Source organism: Allobosea minatitlanensis (assembly GCF_964020775.1).
This window is the reverse complement of record NZ_OZ224509.1, coordinates 2,247,776-2,269,571: the sequence shown is the minus strand read 5'-3', so window position 1 is coordinate 2,269,571 and position 21,796 is coordinate 2,247,776. Positions and strand designations below refer to the sequence as shown.

The 21,796-nt window shown below is 69.9% G+C and carries 17 protein-coding genes and 1 tRNA gene; 10 read left to right on the top strand and 8 right to left on the bottom strand.

The window, feature by feature from the left end:
• Window positions 1-32: 32 nt before the first annotated feature.
• A complete protein-coding gene (locus ACWH43_RS11345) occupies window positions 33-1,277 on the bottom strand; it encodes an N-acetylmuramoyl-L-alanine amidase (protein ID WP_260349615.1) in 1,245 nt (414 codons plus the stop codon).
• A 672-nt stretch (window positions 1,278-1,949) separates the two neighbouring features.
• Between ACWH43_RS11345 and ACWH43_RS11340 the strand changes: the two genes are divergently transcribed.
• Both ACWH43_RS11340 and ACWH43_RS11335 read left to right on the top strand, forming a co-directional pair.
• Window positions 1,950-4,802 (top strand): ribonuclease E/G, encoded by a 2,853-nt coding sequence (locus ACWH43_RS11340; RefSeq protein ID WP_158471850.1) that lies wholly within the window; start codon window positions 1,950-1,952, stop codon window positions 4,800-4,802.
• Window positions 4,803-5,129: 327 nt separating this feature from the next.
• Entirely contained in the window at window positions 5,130-5,255 is a 126-nt protein-coding gene (locus tag ACWH43_RS11335) for a hypothetical protein (RefSeq protein WP_260349762.1), read from the top strand.
• Window positions 5,256-5,274: 19 nt separating this feature from the next.
• Here ACWH43_RS11335 and ACWH43_RS11330 read toward each other — a convergent pair whose 3' ends face one another.
• Window positions 5,275-6,444, bottom strand: a complete 1,170-nt coding sequence (locus ACWH43_RS11330; RefSeq protein WP_260349765.1) for a pyridoxal phosphate-dependent aminotransferase — start codon at window positions 6,442-6,444, stop codon at window positions 5,275-5,277.
• Between the two features lie 211 nt (window positions 6,445-6,655).
• Here ACWH43_RS11330 and ACWH43_RS11325 point away from each other — a divergent pair, with 211 nt between their 5' ends.
• From ACWH43_RS11325 to accC, 3 genes are all read left to right on the top strand, one after another.
• A complete protein-coding gene (locus ACWH43_RS11325) occupies window positions 6,656-7,465 on the top strand; it encodes a DsbA family protein (RefSeq protein WP_158444781.1) in 810 nt (269 codons plus the stop codon).
• A gap of 335 nt (window positions 7,466-7,800) precedes the next feature.
• On the top strand, window positions 7,801-8,268 hold the full coding sequence (gene accB, locus ACWH43_RS11320) for an acetyl-CoA carboxylase biotin carboxyl carrier protein (RefSeq protein WP_158444780.1): 468 nt from the start codon (window positions 7,801-7,803) through the stop codon (window positions 8,266-8,268).
• A 29-nt stretch (window positions 8,269-8,297) separates the two neighbouring features.
• Entirely contained in the window at window positions 8,298-9,659 is a 1,362-nt protein-coding gene (gene accC, locus ACWH43_RS11315) for an acetyl-CoA carboxylase biotin carboxylase subunit (RefSeq protein ID WP_158444783.1), read from the top strand.
• Window positions 9,660-9,874: 215 nt separating this feature from the next.
• Here accC and ACWH43_RS11310 read toward each other — a convergent pair whose 3' ends face one another.
• Window positions 9,875-10,987: a M20 family metallopeptidase gene (locus ACWH43_RS11310; RefSeq protein ID WP_158448418.1), complete on the bottom strand. Its 1,113-nt coding sequence runs from the start codon at window positions 10,985-10,987 to the stop codon at window positions 9,875-9,877.
• 441 nt (window positions 10,988-11,428) lie between these two features.
• Here ACWH43_RS11310 and ACWH43_RS11305 point away from each other — a divergent pair.
• Window positions 11,429-11,502 (top strand) — tRNA-Gln (locus tag ACWH43_RS11305).
• 131 nt (window positions 11,503-11,633) lie between these two features.
• Here ACWH43_RS11305 and ACWH43_RS11300 read toward each other — a convergent pair.
• Window positions 11,634-12,929, bottom strand: coding sequence for an NtaA/DmoA family FMN-dependent monooxygenase (locus ACWH43_RS11300; RefSeq protein ID WP_158444779.1), 1,296 nt, complete (start codon window positions 12,927-12,929; stop codon window positions 11,634-11,636).
• A gap of 52 nt (window positions 12,930-12,981) precedes the next feature.
• Window positions 12,982-13,899 (bottom strand): ABC transporter ATP-binding protein, encoded by a 918-nt coding sequence (locus tag ACWH43_RS11295; RefSeq protein ID WP_260349760.1) that lies wholly within the window; start codon window positions 13,897-13,899, stop codon window positions 12,982-12,984.
• Window positions 13,900-14,180: 281 nt separating this feature from the next.
• Here ACWH43_RS11295 and fepB point away from each other — a divergent pair, with 281 nt between their 5' ends.
• From fepB to ACWH43_RS11275, 4 genes are all read left to right on the top strand, one after another.
• Window positions 14,181-15,143 (top strand): Fe2+-enterobactin ABC transporter substrate-binding protein, encoded by a 963-nt coding sequence (fepB, locus tag ACWH43_RS11290; protein WP_158444778.1) that lies wholly within the window; start codon window positions 14,181-14,183, stop codon window positions 15,141-15,143.
• Window positions 15,140-16,144: a FecCD family ABC transporter permease gene (locus ACWH43_RS11285; protein WP_158448419.1), complete on the top strand. Its 1,005-nt coding sequence runs from the start codon at window positions 15,140-15,142 to the stop codon at window positions 16,142-16,144. Before fepB ends, ACWH43_RS11285 begins: the two co-directional genes overlap by 4 nt.
• Window positions 16,141-17,175, top strand: a complete 1,035-nt coding sequence (locus ACWH43_RS11280) for a FecCD family ABC transporter permease (protein ID WP_158448420.1) — start codon at window positions 16,141-16,143, stop codon at window positions 17,173-17,175. Before ACWH43_RS11285 ends, ACWH43_RS11280 begins: the two co-directional genes overlap by 4 nt.
• Before the next feature lie 409 nt (window positions 17,176-17,584).
• Window positions 17,585-18,345 (top strand): IS5 family transposase gene (locus ACWH43_RS11275; RefSeq protein ID WP_158444027.1). Its coding sequence is split into 2 segments (ribosomal slippage): window positions 17,585-17,912 and window positions 17,912-18,345, totalling 762 coding nucleotides; the frame shifts between segments, so codons are not numbered across the junction.
• Between the two features lie 13 nt (window positions 18,346-18,358).
• On the opposite strand, the gene ACWH43_RS11270 is transcribed toward ACWH43_RS11275, so the two are convergent.
• The 3 genes from ACWH43_RS11270 to ACWH43_RS11260 all read right to left on the bottom strand — a co-directional run bounded on the left by ACWH43_RS11270 (window position 18,359) and on the right by ACWH43_RS11260 (window position 21,796).
• Window positions 18,359-20,266: a bifunctional sugar phosphate isomerase/epimerase/4-hydroxyphenylpyruvate dioxygenase family protein gene (locus ACWH43_RS11270; RefSeq protein WP_158444889.1), complete on the bottom strand. Its 1,908-nt coding sequence runs from the start codon at window positions 20,264-20,266 to the stop codon at window positions 18,359-18,361.
• Between the two features lie 157 nt (window positions 20,267-20,423).
• Complete coding sequence (locus ACWH43_RS11265) at window positions 20,424-21,086, bottom strand: 3-oxoacid CoA-transferase subunit B (protein WP_158444888.1); 663 nt, start codon at window positions 21,084-21,086, stop codon at window positions 20,424-20,426.
• Window positions 21,086-21,796: a CoA transferase subunit A gene (locus ACWH43_RS11260; RefSeq protein ID WP_158444887.1), complete on the bottom strand. Its 711-nt coding sequence runs from the start codon at window positions 21,794-21,796 to the stop codon at window positions 21,086-21,088. The genes ACWH43_RS11265 and ACWH43_RS11260 overlap by 1 nt, the downstream gene beginning before the upstream one ends.

The window sequence follows — 21,796 nt, the reverse complement described above, 5'->3', positions numbered from 1 at the left end:
ACAATCCATGCCAACCCGCGCTTCCTCGCGAACTACTGCGCGTGCCGGTTCTCGGCCGCCTGCCCGACCGAGGCGCGCTCGCGGGCAAAATATTCGTCGACCGCCGCCCCGACGGCGCCCACCGCTTTTCCGCGCCATTCGGGCGAAGTCAACAGTTCCGCGTCCTTCGGGCTCGACATGTAGCCGAGTTCGATCAGCACCGAGGGCACGTCCGGCGCGCTCAGGACCCAGAACCGAGCCGAGCGCAGCGGGATCTTGTGCATCCGCACCGAGGCTCCCAGCTTGTCGACCAGATTGCGGGCGAAGACGCCGGAAAAGGTGCGCGTCTCGCGCCGCGCCAGGTCCATCAGGATGCCGGCGACGTCCGGATCCTCCTCGCCGGGCTCCAGCCCGGCCACCGCGTCGGCCTGATTCTCCTTGGCCGCGAGCCTGGCCGCCTCGGCGTCGGTGGCGCGCTCCGAGCGGGTATAGACGGTGGCGCCGCGCACGTCCTGCGCCTGCGTCAGCGAATCGGCATGGATCGAGATGAACAGGTCCGCCTTCTCGTCCTGCCCGATCTTCACGCGCTCGGCGAGCGGCACGAAGCGGTCGTCGTCGCGGGTCATCACCACGCGGTAGCGCCCCCCGGCCTCGAGCTGCTGCTTGAGCGCCAGGCCGAAATCCAGGACCATCGACTTCTCGGCGATCGAAGCGACGACGGTGCCCGGATCGATGCCGCCATGGCCCGGATCGATCACTACCGTGCGGCGCGCCTCGCCCGGCGGCCGCTCCGGCGCCGCCACCGGAGCCGGAGCGCTCGCCTTCCGGGCCCTGGCCTCGGCCAGGAATTCGGCGCGCCCGGTCTTCCTCAGCTCGATCGCGAGTTCGCCGAGGCCGCCGCGCAGCGCCCGCGCCTCGGCCTTCACGATCGCCGCCGGCTGCGACAGGTCGATGATGATTCGGGCCTTGTCCGTGGTGAACAGCCCGAAGCGGTAGCCGCTGACGAAGCCGGCGCTCTTGCGGGCGCCGGGCTGGATCTGGAAATTCGTCGAAGGCAATTCGACGATGACCCGGTCGGGCGCGGCCTGCACCCAGGCGTCGACGGCGACGACCGCCGAGAGCGCCATGGTCAGCCTGACCGTCTCGCCCTGCTGCTCGATCCGCGCATCGGTCGCGACGGGAAACTCGCTTTGCGGCCGGCCGGGTTCGCCCTGGGCTGGAAGGACGCCGAGCGCCGCGCACAGCCCGGCCGCCGCGGCCGCGCGGCGCCATGCGGCGGGACACGCGACCCGGCGCATGGCTGCGAAGGCGCCCTGCCCGCTCTGACGAATGCGCGAAAACAGATGAAAAATCCCGCTTGCCGTCACCGATGCTTAACCATAGGCGATCCGATTTCCTAACAGGGCGTTACCATGCCGCGGCGAAGCGATGAACCGCGCCGCCATGCATCGCGCGCGGTCCGGCTGCGATGTGACTTGCAAAACACTGTGACCTATCTGTAATGGAACGTGGTTGCCCTTCAGCCTGCCCGCGGGACACATCCGGATCGAACCATCCGTCGGCGTCCGGTGCAGGCTGGGCCTCTGCCCGTTCGGGGCGGGGGCAGCAGGTCGACCGTAACGGATCGTCCGCAGAGGGCGGGACCGGGATCGCGAGTTCTGCGCCCTGTCCTGTCTCGCGAGCGTGCAAACGCGGGGCGCCTGTCGAAGGACGGGCGGACCGCAGGTCAGGGCAGATGACGGGGCAAGCGACGCCGCACGTATCATCGGTGAATCGTTCAAACCTGCGGGATGGCGCCGGGCGTTTCGCCCGCTGGGCCCTCCCGAATCGCATTCCTGTTCAGACCGACTTCTCCCTCCTGCAACAAGCCGGCTCCCGCCGGCCCTTCAGCGGCGCCTCGGTTCGCAGCGGCGGAATTGTTTTCGCAAGCTCGCCAGCCCGGCCGGCGGCCGCGCCTATGGAAATTTCTGATGGCCAACAAAATGCTTATCGATGCCACCCACCCGGAAGAGACCCGGGTCGTGGTGGTGCGCGGATCGCGCGTCGAGGAATTTGACTTCGAATCCGCCAGCCGCAAGCCGCTTCGCGGCAATATCTATCTCGCCAAGGTGACCCGCGTGGAGCCGTCGCTCCAGGCGGCCTTCGTCGAATATGGCGGCAACCGGCACGGCTTCCTCGCCTTCTCCGAGATCCACCCCGACTACTACCAGATCCCGGTCGCCGACCGGCAGGCGCTGCTCGACGACGAGGCCCGGGCCGAGCGCGACGAGGAGCGCGACGAGGAACGGCGCGAGAAGCGCGGCCGCCGCGGCCGTCGCGGCGATCGCGACAGCCGCGCCAAGAAGGCGGCGGTGGACGAGACCGTCACGGCCGAGGTCGAGGTCGCCGGCGAGGCGGCCGGAGAGCGGGTCGAGACCGACGGCAAGGAAGCCGCCATGGTCAATGAGGGCGCTCCCGCCTTCGGCGAGTTCTTCGCCCCGGCGGTCGCCGAGTCGACAAGCGAGGAAGCCGCCGGGAATGCCGCGCCGCTGACCTTCGAGACGGTCGCCGCGCCGGAGCCGTCCGCAGGCGGCGAGCCCGCGGCCGGGGACGCGCCTGCCGGCGAGGACGGCGCCGACGCGCCGGCGTCGGAAGCCCGCGCGCCCTCGGAGGACGGCGAGGACGACAACGGCGAGGACCATGACGAGCACGAGGAGCAGCCCGAGCAGCTCGGCGGCGGCGACGCCCTCGACGACATGCCCGAGCGCCCGCACCGCCAGTCGCGCCGCCAGTACAAGATCCAGGAGGTGATCAAGCGCCGCCAGATCATCCTGGTCCAGGTCGTCAAGGAGGAGCGCGGCAACAAGGGCGCGGCCCTGACCACCTATCTCTCGCTCGCCGGCCGCTATTCGGTGCTGATGCCCAATACCGGCAAGGGCGGCGGGATCTCGCGCAAGATCACCAATGCCGACGACCGCAAGCGCCTGAAGGAGATCGCGCAGGAGCTGGAGGTGCCGGAGGGGATGGGCCTCATCCTGCGCACGGCCGGCGCCTCGCGCACCAAGGTCGAGATCAAGCGCGACTACGAATATCTGATGCGGATGTGGGAGAGCGTGCGCGAGCTGACGCTGGCGTCCGTCGCCCCGGCGCTGGTCTATGAGGAGGGCAACCTCGTCAAGCGCTCGATCCGCGACCTCTACAACAAGGACATCGACGAGATCCACGTCGCCGGCGAGGAGGCCTATCGCGAGGCCAAGGACTTCATGCGCATGCTCATGCCGAGCCATGCCAAGAGCGTGAAGCCCTATCGCGAGCAGACCCCGCTCTTCGCCGCCTTCGGCGTCGAGAGCCAGCTCGACGCGATGTTCTCCAACACGGTGACGCTCAAGTCCGGCGGCTATCTGGTGATCAACCAGACCGAGGCGCTGGTCGCGATCGACATCAATTCGGGCCGCTCGACCCGCGAGCACAATATCGAGGACACGGCCCTCAAGACCAATCTCGAAGCCGCCGAGGAGATCTCCCGGCAACTGCGCCTGCGCGACCTCGCCGGCCTCATCGTGATCGATTTCATCGACATGGAGGAGAACCGGAACAACCGCGCCGTCGAGAAGAAGCTGAAGGAGTGCCTGAAGGACGACCGCGCCCGCATCCAGGTCGGCCGCATCTCGGCCTTCGGCCTGCTCGAGATGTCGCGCCAGCGCATCCGCACCGGCGTGCTCGAAAGCTCCTCCGTGCCCTGCCCGCACTGCGCCGGTGCCGGCATGATCCGCTCGACGCCGTCGGTCGCGCTGCAGATCCTGCGGGCGCTGGAGGAGACGCTGATCAAGAGCGCCTCGCACAACCTCACCGTCCGCACCCGGCCGGAGGTCGCGCTCTACGTCCTCAACCAGAAGCGCGCGCATCTGGCGGATCTGGAGAACCGCTTCGCCGTCACGATCACGATCTCGACCGATGCGAGCCTGCTCGGCACCCGCTATTTCGAGGTCGAGCGCGGCGAGTTCGTCGGCAACGAGGCCCGGGTCGTGCCCTCGCCCTTCAAGGCCGAGGCGCTCGCCTCGGATGTCGATGACGAGGCGCTCGACGCCGCCGCCGAGGCCGCTGCCCTCGACGCCGAGGCCGGCGACAACGTCTCGGTCGCGGACGACGCCCAGGGCGAGCGCGGCGACGCCGAAGGCCGCGACGGCCGCCGCCGCCGGCGCCGGCGGCGCCGGCGGCGCGGCGGCGAGCGCGACCAGAGCCTGCAGGGCGAAGGCGCGGATGGCGAGGGCGAGAGCGACGACGACGGCGACGAGGGCGACGAGCCCGCCGCCAGCGAAGCCGGCGCGGCCGAGTCCGTTGCCGAGGCCCCTGTGAGCGAGGCGCCGGAAGCCGCGGCCGAGCCGGCCGCCGCCGAGGAAGCCGCTCCGCCCGCCGAGGAAGCCAAGCCCAAGCGCAGCCGCGCCCGCAAGCCGAAGGCCGTCAAGGTGGCCGAAGAGGCCAAGGCTCCGGAGGCCGCCGAGGCTCCCACGGCGACCGAGGCCGCTGCGGCCGACGCGGCCCCCGCCGAAGCCGCCCCGGCCGAAAAGCCGAAGCGCAGCCGCTCGCGCAAGAAGGTGGTTCCGATCACCGAGGACGGCGTGCCCGCGGCCGAGCCGGCCCCGGCCGAATCCGCTCCGGCGGAGACGCCGGCAACGGCAGCGGCTCCTGAGCCGGCGACCGCCGAGCCCGCGCCTGCCCCGGAGCCGGAGGCCCCCGCAGCCTCCGCCCCGGCGGAGGAGCCGGTCGCGGTCGTGCTGACCCAGCCCGACCCGACGCGCCCGAAGCGCGGCGGCTGGTGGAACCGGCTCGCCGGACGCTCCTGAACCTCGATATCGTTGCCGTAACAGGGCCCGCTGTTCCGCAGCGGGCCTTTTTCGTGACGAGCGCCCGCCATTGGCGGCAGCCGCGAAACACGGCATCATCGCCTGGTCGCAAATCGGTGACGGAGTTGGCATGCCGCCGCCCCGCAGCGCGGAACGCCTGATTCTGACCGGCCTCTCGGCGGTGCTGCTCCTGGGCTCGCCTTCCTCGCTGGCATGCGGTCGGCTGGTTCCGCGTCGGCGTGCCCGAACTGCTCGTCCTGGTCATCGCGATCCGCGTCGAGCGCGAAGGCAGCCGCCCCATCGGCCCGCAGATGCCCCCCGGCCTCCATGCCGACCGTATCGCAGCGAAGCGAGCGGGACCGCGGCGCCCATGCGACCTGCTGCGCCGAGCGCCTCGCGATCACCGGCGCCGCGCCGGCGACCGTCGGCTTCCGCCCGTTCCTGCTCGCCTGACCGCCGATCGCCCGGCCGCTCAGCGCCGCCCGAGCCAGGTCCCGAGGCGCGAGACCGCTTCCTCGCATTCCGCGAGCGAGCCGGCGAAGGACAGGCGCACCGTGCGCCCGCCCCGGCCTTCGTCGAAATCGAGCCCCGGGGTGATCGCGACCCCGGCCCCTTCGAGCGCGTTGCGGCAGAAGCTCATCGAATCGTTCGAGTACCGGCCGATGTCGAGATAGATGTAGAAGGCCCCGTCGACGGGCAGGAAATCGCCGAGCCCGATCGCCGGCAGAGCCGCGAGCAGGAAGGCCCGGTTCGCCGCGTAGCCGGCCTTGATCGCCTCGCACTCCTCTGTCGCGTCGAAGGCCGCCTCGCCGGCGACCTGGCTGAGATAGGGCACCGAGATCGAGAAATTCTGCTGCAGCCGCTCGATCGGGCGCACCAGCCGTTCCGGCACCACCAGCCAGCCGACGCGCCAGCCGGTCATGCAGTAGTATTTCGAGAAGGAGTTGACGATGATCGCGTCGGGATCGGCGGCGAGCGCCGTGGTCGCCGGCGCCTCGTAGGTCAGGCCATGGTAGATCTCGTCGGAGATGTACCAGAGCCCGAGCCTGCGGCAGCAGGCGGCGACGTCGGCGATGGCCTCGGGGCGCATCACCACGCCGGTCGGATTGGCCGGGCTCATCGTCAGCACGCCGGCGAGCGGCTTCTCGCGATGCGCCCGCTCAATCAGTTCCGGCGTCAGCGCGAAGCGGGTCTCGGGCCCGACCTCGATCGCCACCGGCTCCAGCCCGAGCGCGATCAGGATGTTGCGATAGGCCGGATAGCCCGGAGCCGTGATCGCGACGCGCGCGCCCGGCTGGAAGCAGGCCAGGAAGGCGAGGATGAAGCCCCCGGAGGAACCGGTTGTCACCACGACGCGCTCGGCCGCCACGGCGACGCCATAAGCCTCGCGATAATGGCGGGCGATGCGGGCCCTCAAGGAATCCGTCCCCAGCGCCTGGGTGTATCCGATCCGTCCGTCCTCCAGCGCATGGGAGACGGCGGTGCGGATCGAGCGCGGCGTCGGCGCCGAGGGCTGGCCGACCTCCATATGCACCACCGAGCCGCCCCGGCGCTCGATGGCCGCCGCCTGGCTCATCACGTCCATGACGATGAAGGGGGCGACGCGCTCGGCCCGCTCCGCGATGGCGGGGTACCCGGACAGCGGCGATTCGGCGGGTGGGAGGGTTGGCTTCTGCATCGTCCTGTCCGGTTGCGGCGCTCCATCAGCGGGCGTAGCCGAGGCCGCCCTCGCCTGCAACCGCTGGCAAAGCTGTGATTTGACGCCTGGCGGCCGAGCCACCACAAGCACAGGCTGACACGCTTCTGTGCCGGCCCCCCGCTCGCCGGGGCACCGACAGCGAAAGGATGACGACATGGCTTTCCCGACCTTCACCGGCCTGGTGCGCTCCGGCCTGAGGCCCGCCGGCCTCACGCTCGGCGTCTGGCTCGCGACGGTTGCCGCCCCCGCGCTCGCCCAGGACAAGGCGCCGCTGACGCCGGAGCAGCGCAAGGCCATCGTCGATCTCGTCCGCGAAACCATCGTCAAGAATCCCGAGATCATCCAGGACGCGCTGGTCGAGCTGGAGCGGCGCAACACCGTCGCCCAGGCCGAGGCGCAGCGCGGCGCGGTCGCGGCCGAGAAGGCGCGCCTCGTCGATCCGGCGACCTCGATCATCATCGGCAACCCGGAAGGCGACATCACTCTCGTCGAGTTCATGGATTACAATTGCGGTTACTGCAAAAGGGCGATGCAGGACGTCACCGCCCTGTCCAAGGCCGATCCGAAGCTCAAGGTGGTGCTCAAGGACTTCCCGATCCTCGGCCCCGACTCGCTCGAGGCGAGCCGCGTCGCGATCGCGCTCAAGAACCAGATCCAGGGCCCGAAATACTTCGATTTCCATAACAAGCTGATGAGCGTGAAGGGCCGCATCAACGGCGCCAAGGCAATCGAGGTCGCCAAGGATTTCGGCATCGACGTCGAGCGCCTGCGCAAGGACATGGACGCCCCTGCTACCAAGGCCTCGATCGAGGACACCGTGGCGCTCGGCGACCGGCTTGGCCTGACGGGCACGCCGGCCTTCGTCATCGGCGACGAGGTCGTCTTTGGCGCCGTCGGCGAGGCCGCCCTCAAGCAGAAGCTCGAATCGGTGCGCCGCTGCGGCAAGACCGACTGCGCCGGCTGATCCGGCACGCCATGACCGCCCTTTGCGGGCCGGCGAGGGAGCCTTCAGGCTTCCCCTGCCGGCCCGCAGCGTTTAAGAGGACGCGTCCGCCGCTTCGCGCGGTTCCTGGAATCCACATCCTTCATGGTCGCCACGCCCGATCCGAAAGGTCACTCCTTCGTTCTGCCGGCCGCGTCCGGCAGCGGGCTTTCCCCTGCCGCGCCCCTCCGGGCGGAGCGGAGGATCGGCGCGCCCTCCGGGATGGAGCCCGCGGCCTCGGCCGCCTGAACAACACGAGCGGGATGGCGGAAGACCACCGTCCCAAGCGCTAATCCGAAGAAGACGGTGATACCGCCATGGCGACCAAGAGCCCGATCGATCCGGACCTCGTCCGCGAGCTTGCCGAACTTTTGAACCAGACCGACCTCACCGAGATCGAGGTCGAGAAGGGCGATCTGCGCGTCCGCGTCGCCCGCAGCCTCGCCACCACCGTGCATGTACCGGCCGCGGCTCCGCCGGCCGTCGCCGCCGCTCCGGCGGCGCCTGTGCCTGCCGCACCGGCCGCCGACGCCAAGCCCGGCGCGGGCCATCCCGGCGCCGTCAACTCGCCGATGGTCGGCACCGCCTATCGGCGCCCCTCGCCCGAGGCCAAGCCCTTCGTCGAGATCGGCAGCGTCGTGAAGCAGGGCGAGCGCATCCTGCTCGTCGAGGCGATGAAGACCTTCAACGACATCGTCGCGCCGCGCGCCGGCACGGTCACCGCGATCCTGGTCGAGGACGGCCAGCCGGTCGAGTATGGCGAGCCGCTGCTGGTGATCGAGTGACGGCCGGGCGCAAGGACGGCGAGTTCAAGATGTTCGACAAGATCCTGATCGCCAACCGCGGAGAGATCGCGTTGCGCGTGCTGCGCGCGGCGAAGGAACTCGGCATCGCCACCGTCGCGGTCCACTCCACGGCCGACGCCAACGCCATGCATGTGCGCCTCGCCGACGAGAGCGTCTGCATCGGGCCGCCGGCCGCCCGCGACAGCTATCTCAACATCCCGGCCCTGATCGCCGCCTGCGAGATCACCGGCGCCGACGCGGTCCATCCCGGCTACGGCTTCCTCTCCGAGAACGCCCGCTTCGCCGAGATCCTGGAACGCCACAACATCACCTTCATCGGCCCCAAGGCCGAGCATATCCGCTCCATGGGCGACAAGATCGAGGCCAAGCGCACCGCCAAGCGCCTCGGCATCCCCTGCGTTCCCGGCTCGGAAGGCGGCGTCTCCGACGACGGCGAGGCGCTCGAGATCGTCCGCGAGATCGGCTTCCCGGTCATCATCAAGGCGGCTTCCGGCGGCGGCGGCAAGGGCATGAAGGTGGTGCGCAACGAGGAGGAGCTCCCCGTCCTGCTCGCCACCGCCCGCAGCGAGGCCAAGGCCAATTTCGGCGACGACGCGGTCTATATCGAGAAATATCTCGAGAAGCCCCGCCATATCGAGATCCAGGTGCTCGGCGACGGGCGCGGCAACGCCGTCCATCTCGGCGAGCGCGACTGCTCGCTGCAGCGCCGCCACCAGAAGGTCTGGGAGGAAGGCCCCTCGCCCGCCCTCAACGCCGGCGAGCGCGACCGCATCGGCGCGATCTGCGCCAAGGCGATGTCGGAGCTCGGCTATCTCGGCGCCGGCACGATCGAGTTCCTCTACGAGGATGGCGAGTTCTACTTCATCGAGATGAACACCCGCATCCAGGTCGAGCACCCGGTCACCGAGATGATCACCGGCATCGACCTCGTCAACGAGCAGATCCGCATCGCCGCCGGCGCGCCGCTCTCGCTGAAGCAGTCGGACATCGTCATCGAGGGCCACGCCATCGAATGCCGGGTCAATGCCGAGCATCCCGCGACCTTCCGCCCGTCGCCCGGGCGGATCACCTCGTTCCATACGCCGGGCGGCCTCGGCGTACGCGTCGATTCGGCGGCCTATCAGGGCTACATGATCCCGCCGAACTACGATTCGCTCGTCGGCAAGCTGATCGTCCACGGCCGCAACCGCGACGAATGCCTGATGCGCCTGCGCCGCTCGCTCGACGAATTCGTCGTCGACGGCGTCGACACGACGCTGCCGCTGTTCCGCACCCTGGTGCGCAACCCGGACATCCTGAACGGCGACTACAACATCCACTGGCTCGAGAAATTCCTCGCCGCCGGCGGCATGGACGAGCCCGAGGCCTGAGCGCCGGGCCGACCTCCTGAACATGCGAAAGGCCCCTCGCGGCGCGAGGGGCCTTTCTTGTTCGCTCATCTTCGATATCGACGATCGCCGCTCATCCCCGGCGAAGCGGCGCGCAGGTCAGGCATCCATGCCGGAGCGCTTCCAGGCAAGGTTCAGGCGCGGTTCCGCGACAACCCGTATCGTCTTGAAGACCCGCGGCATGAGGCGCGAGCGCCTCAGATCGTCTCCAGCAGCCCCTTGATCAGCCCCTGGCGCGGCGCGATCGAGGAGATCAGTCCGTATTCCTGCAAGGTATGGGCGCCGTCGCCGTCGATGCCGAGCCCGTCCAGGGTCGGCACACCGAGCGCGGCGGTGAAATTCCCGTCCGAGCCGCCGCCGGTCATCGGGCAGTCCTGCAGGTCGAAGCCGACCTCGGCGGCGACGCCGCGCGCCAGCTCGAACAGCGCCGCCACCGCCGGGGATTTCTCATAGGGCGGCCGGTTCATGCCGCCGGTGACGCGAATCGCGACGTCCGGATCATGTGCCTTCAGGCTGAGGATGCGGTTCTCCATCATCGTCCCGTCGGCGAGCGTGGTGACGCGGCAATCGACGCTGAACCAGGCATGCTGCGGAATGACGTTCGCCGCCGTGCCGCCGCCCATCAGCGCGACGCTGGTGGTGATGCCGCGCGCATAGTCGGTCATGGCCTCGACGGCGAGGATCTGGTGCGCCGCCTCGCGGATGGCGCTGCGCCCGTCGGCATGGCGCGAGCCGGCATGGGCCGGCCGGCCCTCCAGCCTGACGTCGAAGCGCCCGACGCCCTTGCGCGCCGTCACGATCCTGCCGCCGGCCCGCGCCGGCTCGGTGACCAGCACGGCCGCCGATCCCCGTCCGATCTCCTCGATCAGGCCGCGGCTGGTCGGCGAGCCGATCTCCTCGTCCGGCGTGAACAGGAACGCCATCGGCCGCTTGGCCGTGCCGGCCTTCGCCACCGCCTTGAAGGCCTGCAGCGCGAGCCAGGCGCCGCCCTTCATGTCGTAGACGCCGGGGCCGTAGAGCCGGTCGCCCTCGACGCGGACCGGCAGCTCCTTGGCGCTGGTCCCGACCGGATGCACCGTGTCGAGATGCGACATCAGCGCCACGCCCGGCTGGCCGTTCGCGCGCCCCGCCCGCAGCAGGACCATGTCGCCGAGCCCGTCGCGACCGGCGATCCGCTCGACGGCGATCGGCAGGCCCGCGACCTCCCCGGCGACCAGGTCCATCATGCCGTTGACCCCGGCGGGATGGTTGGTGGGACTTTCAAGCGCAACCCAGACGGAGAGCGCGGCGGCGGCATCGGCATGTGTCATCCCGCGATGTTCGCCGAAGAGTCCGGCGCGGGACAAGTGCGTTTTGCGAGCGCGTGCCCCGGCGATGAATCATGGCGAACGCCGCCGCGCCCGCTTCGCCCCGCGATCGCCCTTCCATCCCGCTTGGCGGAGCGGCCACTGAAACTCTCCCCGTCCCCCGGAAGCCCGGCCTTTTCGCTCAACCGCCAACCCCGTGCGCCGCGGCCGCCCGCGACCGAGCCTGAGCTCAAGCGCGGAATCGGCTGCGGCCCGGCGGTGCAGCCCGCGAGGCTCCGGGGCCGGACGAGCGGCAATGCGGAGCGATTTGTCAGATATCGCGACATGGCGTCGTCAGGGTCTCATGCAATCTTCCACCGCCAAGACGCATTTCTGCTCTTGCCAAGCCGGAGCGCATTGATTAGACCCCGGCTCACCAACGGCGAGCCGCACGCGCCGCCCCGTTGGGGGATCGTCTAACGGTAGGACCCCAGACTCTGACTCTGGTTGTCTAGGTTCGAATCCTAGTCCCCCAGCCACTTTCCAGTGGCGTTACACCATTCTCCAAGCTCAAGCCTCCACAACGCCTCTGCTCTGACGCCCCAGGTCCATTGTGGATTTCCCGGGCTCCGCGAAGGACACGAACACCGCCCTCGGGCGCTCCGGCCCGCTACCCTTCTTCGGCGAGCCGCAGATGCTCGCGCAGGGTCGTGCCCTGATATTCGGCGCGGAACAGGCCGCGCCGCACGAGAGCGGGGACGAGCTCGTCCAGGAACAGCCGCAGGGATTCCAGCGAGCCGCCGGGCAGCGCGATGAAGCCGTCCAAGGCGCCGGCCTCGAACCAGTCCACGATATCGGCGAGGACGTCGTCCACCGTCCCGACGGAAACCCAATGGGCCGAGCCCACCACCTCGGGCCGCGCCAGCAGCTCGGTCACCGTCGGCTCCTTCGCCTCGACGAAGCGCCGCAGCAATTCGGCATGGGTCCGGCTGCGAACCGGCGCATCCCGCGGCGGCAGCATCGCCGCCGTCACCCGCGCCGTGGGCGCGAGATCGCCGAGATCGAGCCCGAGGACGGTCTTCACCGATTTGCGCCGCTGCTCCGGCGTGAGATGGGCATGGGCGCGCGCATGCAGCGCCCAGGCCTCCTCGCGCGTCGCGGCCAGGAAGAAATAGAGACCTGGCAGCACGCGGACCGAATCGGCGCTGCGGCCATGCCCCTGCGCGCGCCGGCGCAGGTCGCCGCGCAGCTCGACCGCGGCCTCGCGATCCGGCGCCGCGGCGAAGGTGGCGTCGGCGATCGAGGACGAGAAGTCGCGCCCGATCTCGGAGGCTCCCGCCTGGAAGAGCGGCGGCTGCCCCGCCGGATGAGCGGGAATGTTGAGCGGCCCCCTGACGCTGAAGAAGGAGCCGCGGTGATCGATCGCCGCGGCCGTCGCCGCGCCGCTCAGCGCCTCGTGCGGATAGCTGCGCCAGAGCCGGCGCATGACGTCGGTGAATTCGGCCGCCTTGCGGTAGCGGGTCTCGGGCGGCGGCATCGGCTCGTCGCCGAAATTCTCCGCGCCCTCGATCGAGGTGACGATGTTGAGCCCCGCGCGGCCCCGGCTGATCCAGTGCAGCGACTGGATCTGGCGCGCCACCACGAAAGGCGGGTTGAAGCTGGTCGAAACCGTGGTGACGAGCCCGATCCTGTCGGTGCCCCGCGCGATGGCGGCCATCATCAGCGTCGGGTCGAGCCCGACCGCGCCGCCGCCCATGCCCGGATACATCACCAGGTAGTCGGCCTTGAAGACGAAATCGAGCTTCGCCCGCTCCGCCATGCGGGTCAGCGCGAGATAGAACGCCGTCGGATCTTCCCCCGAACCGCCTTCGGGATGGTCCGCCGGCCTGCCCTTCAGCCAGGTCGGCGACAGGCTGAGCCCGATATGGAGCTGCCTGCCCCTGGGAAATTGCCCGGCCTCGGCCATCGATCCGTCTCTCGCTGTTCGTTCGTGATCGCAATGCGGCGCGGTAGCGCTCTCAGGCGCGGGCTGCGGAGGCGCCGCGCCCATCCGTCGCCGGGTTCCGGCAGGCCCCGCCCCTCGCCCTGGGCACCACCAGGGGCGTGCCGGCGACGGGATCAGGAATGACGATGCAGGACAGGCCGAAAACCCGCTCGACCAGCTCCGCCGAGACGATCCGGCCGGGAGGCCCTTCGGCGATGATCGCGCCGTCCTTCATCGCCACGAGATGGGAGGCGTAGCGGCAGGCCTGGTTCAGGTCATGCAGCACGGCCACGATGGTCCGGCCCTGCGCGTTCAGCTCCGCCAGCAGGTCGAGCAGTTCGATCTGGTGGGCGATATCGAGGAAGGTGGTGGGCTCGTCGAGAAGCAGGATCGGCGTCTCCTGCGCCAGCACCATGGCGATCCAGACCCGCTGGCGCTGCCCGCCGGAAAGCTCGGCGACGGGCCGGTCCGCCAGCGCCTCGACGCGCGTCGCCCGCATCGCGTCGAACACCGCCTCCGCATCGGCCTTCGACCATTGCCGCAGGAAGGACTGGTGCGGATAGCGGCCGCGGGCGACGAGGTCCGCGACGGTGATGCCGTCGGGCGCGACCGCGCTCTGCGGCAGCAGGCCGAGCCGCCGCGCCACCTCCTTGGCCCGGTGGTCGCCGATCTGCCGGCCGTCGAGGATGACCTGCCCCGATGCCGGGGCCAGCAGCCGCGACAAGGCGCGCAGCAGGGTCGACTTGCCGCAGGCATTGGGCCCGACGATCACGGTGAAGGAACCGTCGGCGACCGCGACCGACAGATCCGTCGAGATCGTGCGCGCATCGTAGCGAAGCGTGACCCCCTCGGCCCGCAGGCGCGGCGCCGGCACGGCCCCGGCCTGCGCCGCGCCGGGAGGGATGGCGCAGCGCGGCGGGCTTCCATCCGGCATCTTCGGCGCGTCAGACATTCCAGTACTTTTTAAGTCTTTCAAACAGGAAGTCATCGATCGGTATTATGCTTTCGAAATCGCCGGGCGATCGCTCTGATCTGTGACAATTTCGCATGCAAGGATCGCTTTACATGCGATAACCGACGGATCGCTCCCCGTCCATATTGCATTGCAGGATGCGATCCGCCATGAGGAATGTCTAGCGCTCATGCGGGCGCCTCGCAGCGATCCGGGCCGCGGTTTCCGTCGCCTCGCGGGGCAGGCCGCGCGCTCGACAGGACAATCCGGCCGGAACGACGATGCCCTTCGCCAAGCTCTTCATCGCCATCATCGCCGTCCTGGCCGCGCTGGGCGCGTCTGGGCCGGCCCGCAGCCAGGATTCGGGCTGGCCGCGCACGATCCGGCACGCCGGCGGCGAATTGACGCTGGCGGCCAAGCCGAAACGGATCCTCTCGACCACGCCGAGCGTGACGGGGATCCTGCTGGCGATCGAGGCGCCGCTGCTCGCCAGCGCCGCGACCACGCCGAGCGCGCTCACCGACGCCAAGGGCTTCTTCTCGCAATGGGCCGGGGACGCCGACCGCAAGGGCGTCAAGGTGCTCTACCCCAACCTGAAATTCGACATCGAGGCGGTGCTCGGCTGGAAGCCCGACCTGGTGATCGGCTCGACGACCGGCGCCGACAACATCCTGCAGCATCGCCACGAGCTGGAGGCGCTGGGCGTTCCGACGATGATCGTCGACTATTCCAGCCGGAGCTGGCAGGAGCTCGCGACCGAGCTCGGCAGGGCAGCGGGCCTCGAAAGCGAAGCCGCCGCCGCCATCGCGCGCTTCGACGCGGATCTCGCCGCCGTGGCCCGCAGCCTCGCCGGCCGCGGCACCAGGGCGAGCATCGTCGGGTACAACATCGCCGGCAGCTATTCGGTGGCGCGCACCTCGAGCCCGGTCGCCAAGCTCCTCGCGGGACTGGGTTTCGAGATCGTCGGCCTGCCGCCGGCGCTCCGGTCGGAAACGGCGCGCCCCTCGGATTTCGAGTTCTTCTCGCGCGAGAACCTGTCCGCCGCCATCACGGGAGACACCGTCTTCCTGCTGCGCGCCACCGAGAAGGACGTGCAGCCCTTCCTCGACGAGCCGGTGCTCGCCAACCACCCGGCGGTGCTCGGCAAGCGCGTCTACCCGCTCGGGCTGACCTCCTTCCGCATCGACCCCTATTCCGGCCGGCAGATCCTGGAGCGGGTCCGGCAGAGCTTCGCCGGGCCATGAGGCCCCGCACGCGCCGGTGGTGGCTCGCCACCGGCCTGGCGGCGCTCGCCGTGCTGGCGCTGGCGAGCCTGGCGGTCGGCTCCCGGCCGATCCCGCCGCGAACCGTGCTCGCCGCGCTGTGGAGCTACGATCCCGGCAACGACCTTCATCTCGTTGTCCGCAGCCTGCGCGTGCCGCGCCTCGCCACCGCCGTGCTCGCCGGCGCGGCGCTCGGCCTGGCCGGCGCGATCATGCAGGCGATCACGCGCAATCCCCTGGCGGAGCCCGGCCTGCTCGGCATCAATGCCGGGGCGGCGGTCGCGGTCGTGATCGGGGTCAGCCTGTTCGGGCTGACCCGGCCGGCGCATTACGTCTGGTTCGCGGCGCTCGGCGCCGGCCTCGCCGGCACCGCCGTCTTCCTGCTCGGGCGCGCCCATGAGACCGGGACCAATCCGGTCCGCCTCGTCCTCGCCGGGGCGGGGCTGAGCGCCGTTCTCCTGGCCGCGACCGGGATCGTCGCGCTCAACGCGCCGCCCACCGCCTTCGACGATTTCCGCCACTGGATGGCCGGCTCGGTCGAGGGGACGGGGCCGGAAGCCCTCGCGGTGCTCGCGATCGCCGTCGCCGCCGGCTTCGTCGCGGCCCTGTCCGTCGTCGGCGGGCTGAACGCGCTCGCCCTGGGGCAGGAGCTGGGGCAGGCGCTCGGCGCCGCTCCCGGCCGCGTCTGGCTGCTCTCCTGCCTCGCGGTCATGCTCCTGGCGGGCGCGGCGACCGCGGCCGCCGGGCCGATCGGCTTCATCGGCCTGGTCGCGCCGCATCTCGCCCGCCTGGTCTGCGGGCCCGACCATCGCTGGACGCTGCCGGGCTCGGCCCTCTTCGCCGCGCTCCTGCTGCTGGGCGCCGATGTGGTCGGGCGCGTCGTCGCCGCGCCGGCCGAGGTCGCGGCCGGGATCGTCGCGGCGCTGCTGGGAGGGCCGTTCTTCATCGCCGTGGTGCGCCGCTTCCGGGTCAGCCAGCCATGAGCGCGCGCAGCCTCGTCCTCAGGCTCGGCCCTTTCTCGCTGATGTGGCGGCCGCGCACCGCGCTGGTCTGCGCCGCCCTCGCCGGCATCGCCGCCGGGCTCGCGGTCGCCCTGCTCGGCACGGGCACGCTCGCCTTCTCCCCGGCCGAGATCCTCGCGGCCCTGGCCAGCGAAGGCCGCGACCCGATGGCCGAAAAGGTCGTCTGGGGCCTGCGGCTGCCGCGCGTCGTCACCGCCTGCTGCGTCGGCGCGGCGCTGGGCATGGCCGGGGCGATCTTCCAGTCGGTCTCGCGCAACGCGCTGGGCTCGCCCGACATCATCGGCTTCACCGCCGGGGCGGCGACCGGCGCGATCGTGCAGATCATCCTGTTCGACGCCGACCCGCTCGCCGTCTCGCTGGCGGCCGCGCTCGCGAGCATGGCGATGGCGGTCCTCGTCTTCCTGCTGGCGCTGAAGGGGCGCGTCACCGGCGGCTATCGCCTGGTCCTGGTCGGCCTCGGGGTCGGCGCGACGCTGACCGGCGTCAACACGATCCTGCTGGTCGCGAGCGACCTCGACCGCTCGATGTCCGCCCAGCTCTGGCTGGCCGGCTCGCTCGCGGCGCGCAGTTGGGCGCATGCCGGGCCGGCAGCGCTCGGGCTGGCGCTGATCGTGCCCGTCGCGCTGCTGCACGCCCGGCGCCTCGCCCTGCTCGAGATGGGCGACGACGCCGCCAGCCAGCTCGGCATCGCCGTCGAGCGCACCCGGCTGAGCATGGTGATGACGGCCGTCGGCCTGACCGCTCTGGCGACCGCCGCGGCCGGGCCGATCGCCTTCATCGCCCTGGCCGCCCCGCAGCTCGCCCGCCGGCTGTGCCGCTCGCCGGACGTGCCGCTCGTCGCGGGGGCGGCCATGGGCGCGGTGCTGCTTCTGTCGGCCGACCTGTTCAGCCAGCGCTTCCCCGCCGGCCTCAACCTGCCGATCGGGCTGACGACGGCGCTGCTGGGCGGGCTCTACCTCCTCTGGCGGCTGTCGCGCGACGAGCGGATCTGACCTCGCTGCGCCAGCCGCCCCTCCCTTTTTGCGCGTGGACAAACGAAAGACGCCCGCGCCGATCATCGGCGCGTTCGAATTGGGTACGGACGAAGCGGGCGATCATTGGAGGGATCCGTGCCGGAGCCTTCCGGCCGAGCCTCAGGCAAGACTCCCGGATCCCCGCCTACGGAAAGCCGGCCCCCCGGGATGCTCCCTCCGGCGGATCCGCGTTTCCGCGAAAACGCAAGCAGGCTTTGGAGTATCGGACTGCCTATCGTATCGGCCCGATCCTCCAGCTCTTTGATTTTGCGTCGGCATTTTCCGAAAACCGCGTTCCGCTTTCCGGGCCGATGCTCTAGGAAGTGTGGACTCTTGGGATTCCCAAGACTGATGAGGCGTGATTCAAGGCTGTCTTTTGGAGGCAGCCATGGGCGTTCTGGACCGTCTGATTCTTCGGGACGATCAGTGGGAGCGGATGTCGGTCCACATCATCGGCGACGAGCGGACGCGCGGCTCGTCTGGCCGCGACAATCGCATGTTCGTCGAGGCGGTGTTGTGGATCGTGCGAACCGGCTCGCCTTGGCGCGATCTACCCGAGGCGTTCGGTGACTGGAACAGCGTCTTCCGCCGCTTCAGCCGCTGGAGCCATAAGGGCGTCTGGTGGCGCATCTTCGCGGCGATGTCGGACGATCCGGACTTCGAATACCTGATCGTCGACTCCACCATCATCCGCGCCCATCAACACGCCTCGGGCGCAAAAAAGGGGCTGAAGATCAGGCTCTTGGCCGCTCCCGTGGCGGCCTGAGCACCAAAATCCACATGGCCGTGCGCGGTCTCGGCTGTCCGGTCCGCTTCGCACTCACGGCCGGCCAGAAGGGAGATGCCCCACAGGCCGATGCCCTGATCGAAGGCTTGCCTGCCGCAGTCATCATGGCCGATGCCGCCTATGACAGCGACCGCCTGCGTCAGGCCATCGCCCGCAAGGGAGCCGTGGCCGTGATCCCCAACAACCCGTCGCGTGCCCGCAGGTACCCGATCGACAAGCACCTCTACGCCCAACGCCACCTGATCGAGTGCTGTTTCTCTAAACTCAAACAGTTCCGCCGCGTCGCCACCCGGTTCGAGAAAACTGCCAGACACTACCTCGCCGTCGTCACCCTCGCCGCAACCGTCCTATGGCTCAAATAACTGTCCACGAAACCTAGCCGTGCACCGGCGCCGGCATCGAGATCGGCCGCGCGAGCCTCGCCTGCGCCGTCAGGCGGATGCCGGCATTGGCCGCCCCATAGCCTGAATAGCCGTCGCGCTGGACGATCTCGAAGAACAGCCCGCCATCCAGGGTCTGCGTATAGGCCTGCCGGAAGCTGCCGCCGGCGTCGCTGTCATAGAGGATGTCGAGCGCCTTGAGCCGGTCGATCTCGCCGGCCGACAGGTCCGAGCGCGCCTCGAGGTCGTCATAATAGTTCTCGGGGATCGGCAGCATGGCGACACCGTTGGCGACAAGCTGCCCGACGGTCTTCTCGATGTCGTCGGTCGCGAAGGCGATATGCTGCACGCCGGAGCCGAAGAAATCCGTGATGAAGCGGGCGGAGAGCGTCCTGTGGCTCTGCGAGCCGTTGAGGATGAGGCGCAGCCCCCCGCCCCCGCCGCCTGTCAGGCCGCTCTCGATGACCTGGCTCTGGACCACCCCGCCGGGGTCGAGCACGGCCTGGCTCGGCGCCTTCCTCGTGTCGAACAGCGAGGAATAGAACAGCAGCCAGGTCAGCATCTCCTCGTACTGCATGCTCTGCGAGACATGGTCGACGCCGGTCAGCCCGGCTCCTGCCCCCTCGTCGCCGGTCGGCGCGAAATCGACCTCCGACCAGCGGCCGAGCGCCGAGGCGCGGTCGAGGAAATAGACCAGGCTGCCGCCGAGGCCGCGTACCGCCGGGATGTCGAGCTCGCCCGGCCCGACCGCGCCGGCATGCGGCACGTCGAGCAGCGCCTCGGCCCGCGCGATCGCGGCGCGCGCATCGGGCACGCGCAGCGCCAACGCGCAGACCGAGGTGCCGTGGGTGATCTGATAGCTGTGGGCGAAGCCGTCGGCCTCGCTGTTGAGCACGATGCGGATGTCGCCCTGGCTCCAGAGATCGACGTCCTTCGAGCGATGCGCGCCCGTCCGGCCGAAGCCGAGCGCGCGCAGCAGGGTCTCGAAGCCCGGCCGCTCCGCTTCCGAGACGGCGAACTCGATGAACTCCACCGCCTCGACCGGCCCCGGCGGCGGCATCGGCACCGCCCCCGGCACCGGCTCGGCCGTCTGCCGCGCCGTCTCGTCGAGCAGCCAGATCAGCGAGCGGTGGCCATCGAGCGCCACCGAGCGGGCCGAGCCGGCGCGGAAGCGGTCGTTGAAGATCTCGAGCGAGAGCACGCCGTCATAGCCGGTCGAGACCAGTGCGCGCATGAAGCCGGCGAGATCGAGGTCGCCCTGCCCCGGCAGGCAGCGCCAGTGCCGGCTCCAGGACAGCGGGTCCATCTGCAGGAGCGGCGCGTCGGCCATCTGCACCATCGCGATCCTGTCCCGCGGGATCGTGCCGATCGCCGCAAGATCGAGCCCGCGCGCCAGGATGTGGAAGGAATCGAGCACGATCCCGACCTCGGGACGGCTGGCGCGCCGCACCACCTCCCAGGCGTCGCGATAGTCGAAGACATGCCGCCCCCAGGCCAGCGCCTCATAGCCGACCTTGAGGCCGCGCCGTCCGGCCCGCTCGCCGAGCTCGGCGAAATCCGCCGCGAGCCGGTCGATGCCCGCAAGCGCTTCGGGCGAGGTGTTGGAGCAGACGAAGAGCAGGTCGGTGCCGAGTTCCTGGAGCAGGTCGAATTTGCGCTCGGCCCGGTCGAAGACGCGCTGGCGGCGGCCTTCCGGCATGCCCTCGAAATCGCGGAAGGGCTGGCAGGTGACGATCCGCAGGCCGAGATCGGCGCAGATGCGGCGGACCTCCGCCGGCGAGCCGGGAAAGGCGATCAGGTCGTTCTCGAAGATCTCGACCGCCGGGAAGCCGGCGGCGGCGATGGCCTCGAGCTTTTCCTGAAGCGTGCCCGACACGCAGACCGTGGCGATCGACGGAATCACGGACGTCCTCTCCCCATTTCGCGGCCGGACGCGGCACGGCGGCGAGCCGGCGGCCAACAACCGGGACCGCGGGCCGGAAACCCGCCTTGCCGGCATGGGCGCGACCGGACCCGTCCGGACCGCGGCCCGGACGGCGACGGCACCCCGGCGAAGGCGCTCAGGCGGCCTTGGCCAGCTCCGGCGCGACGGTGAAGGGCGCCTGCGTCTTGGCCTTAACCTCGTCGAGCGTGACGCCGGGCGCCAGCTCGAGCAGGGTGAGGCCGCCGCCCTTCGCCTTGTCGCAGCTCAGGACGCAGAGGTCGGTGATGATCAGATCGACCACCCCGGCGCCGGTCAGCGGCAGGGCGCAGCGCTCCAGCACCTTGGATTCGCCGGCCTTGTTGGCGTGCTCCATCACGACAATGACCTTCTTGACGCCGGCGACGAGGTCCATCGCGCCGCCCATGCCCTTCACCATCTTGCCGGGAATCGTCCAGTTGGCGATGTCGCCATTGGCCGCCACCTCCATCGCGCCGAGGATGGTCAGGTCGATATGGCCGCCGCGGATCATCGCGAAGGAATCGGCCGAGGAGAAGAAGCTCGAGCTCGGCAGGATCGTGATGGTCTGCTTGCCGGCATTGATCAGGTCCGGATCGGCCTCGCCCTCATAGGGGAAGGGGCCGATGCCGAGCAGGCCGTTCTCCGACTGCAGGGTGACGTCGATGCCCTCGGGGATGTAGTTCGCTACCAGCGTCGGGATGCCGATGCCGAGATTGACGTAGTAGCCGTCCTTCAGCTCCTTGGCCGCACGGGCAGCCATTTCCTCACGGGTCCAGGCCATCAGGCTGCCTCCCTCTTGCGCTCGGTCAGCTTCTCGATCTTCTTCTCGTTGATCGTGCTCTTGATCACGCGATCGACATAGATGCCGGGGGTGTGGATCGCTTCGGGGTCGAGCGAACCGACCGGCACGATCTCCTCGACCTCGGCCACCGTCACCTTGCCGGCGGTCGCCATGTTCGGATTGAAGTTGCGCGCCGTGCGCCGGTAGACGAGGTTGCCGGCGGTGTCGGCCTTCCAGGCCTTGACGATGGCGAGGTCGGCCTTGAGCCAGGTCTCGCGGACATAGAGCTGCCCGTCGAACTCCTCGACCGGCTTGCCCTCGGCCACCACCGTGCCGACGCCGGTCTTGGTGTAGAAGGCCGGGATGCCGGCGCCGCCGGCACGGATGCGCTCGGCCAGCGTGCCCTGCGGGTTGAGCTCGAGCTCGAGCTCGCCGGCGAGGTATTGCTGCTCGAACAGCTTGTTCTCGCCGACATAGGACGCGATCATCTTCCTGATCTGCCGGCTCTGCAGCAGCATCCACAGGCCGAAGCCGTCGGCGCCGGCATTGTTCGAGATCACGGTGATGTTCTTCACGCCGGAGTCGCGAATCTGCGGGATCAGGCTCTCGGGATTGCCCGAGAGGCCAAAACCGCCCGACATGATCGTCATCCCGTCGAACAGCAGCCCTTCGAGGGCTGCCTTCGGGCCGTCATAGATCTTGTTCGTCAT

Excerpts from the sequence above, each read along its gene's own strand:
- ACWH43_RS11345 (WP_260349615.1), bottom strand. The coding sequence starts at position 1,277 with ATGCGCCGGGTCGCGTGTCCCGCCGCATGGCGCCGCGCGGCCGCGGCG.
- ACWH43_RS11340 (WP_158471850.1), top strand. The coding sequence starts at position 1,950 with ATGGCCAACAAAATGCTTATCGATGCCACCCACCCGGAAGAGACCCGG.
- ACWH43_RS11335 (WP_260349762.1), top strand. The coding sequence starts at position 5,130 with ATGCCGACCGTATCGCAGCGAAGCGAGCGGGACCGCGGCGCCCATGCG.
- ACWH43_RS11325 (WP_158444781.1), top strand. The coding sequence starts at position 6,656 with ATGGCTTTCCCGACCTTCACCGGCCTGGTGCGCTCCGGCCTGAGGCCC.
- accB (WP_158444780.1), top strand. The coding sequence starts at position 7,801 with ATGGCGACCAAGAGCCCGATCGATCCGGACCTCGTCCGCGAGCTTGCC.
- accC (WP_158444783.1), top strand. The coding sequence starts at position 8,298 with ATGTTCGACAAGATCCTGATCGCCAACCGCGGAGAGATCGCGTTGCGC.
- ACWH43_RS11310 (WP_158448418.1), bottom strand. The coding sequence starts at position 10,987 with ATGACACATGCCGATGCCGCCGCCGCGCTCTCCGTCTGGGTTGCGCTT.
- ACWH43_RS11300 (WP_158444779.1), bottom strand. The coding sequence starts at position 12,929 with ATGGCCGAGGCCGGGCAATTTCCCAGGGGCAGGCAGCTCCATATCGGG.
- ACWH43_RS11295 (WP_260349760.1), bottom strand. The coding sequence starts at position 13,899 with ATGTCTGACGCGCCGAAGATGCCGGATGGAAGCCCGCCGCGCTGCGCC.
- fepB (WP_158444778.1), top strand. The coding sequence starts at position 14,181 with ATGCCCTTCGCCAAGCTCTTCATCGCCATCATCGCCGTCCTGGCCGCG.
- ACWH43_RS11285 (WP_158448419.1), top strand. The coding sequence starts at position 15,140 with ATGAGGCCCCGCACGCGCCGGTGGTGGCTCGCCACCGGCCTGGCGGCG.
- ACWH43_RS11280 (WP_158448420.1), top strand. The coding sequence starts at position 16,141 with ATGAGCGCGCGCAGCCTCGTCCTCAGGCTCGGCCCTTTCTCGCTGATG.
- ACWH43_RS11265 (WP_158444888.1), bottom strand. The coding sequence starts at position 21,086 with ATGGCCTGGACCCGTGAGGAAATGGCTGCCCGTGCGGCCAAGGAGCTG.
- ACWH43_RS11260 (WP_158444887.1), bottom strand. The coding sequence starts at position 21,796 with ATGACGAACAAGATCTATGACGGCCCGAAGGCAGCCCTCGAAGGGCTG.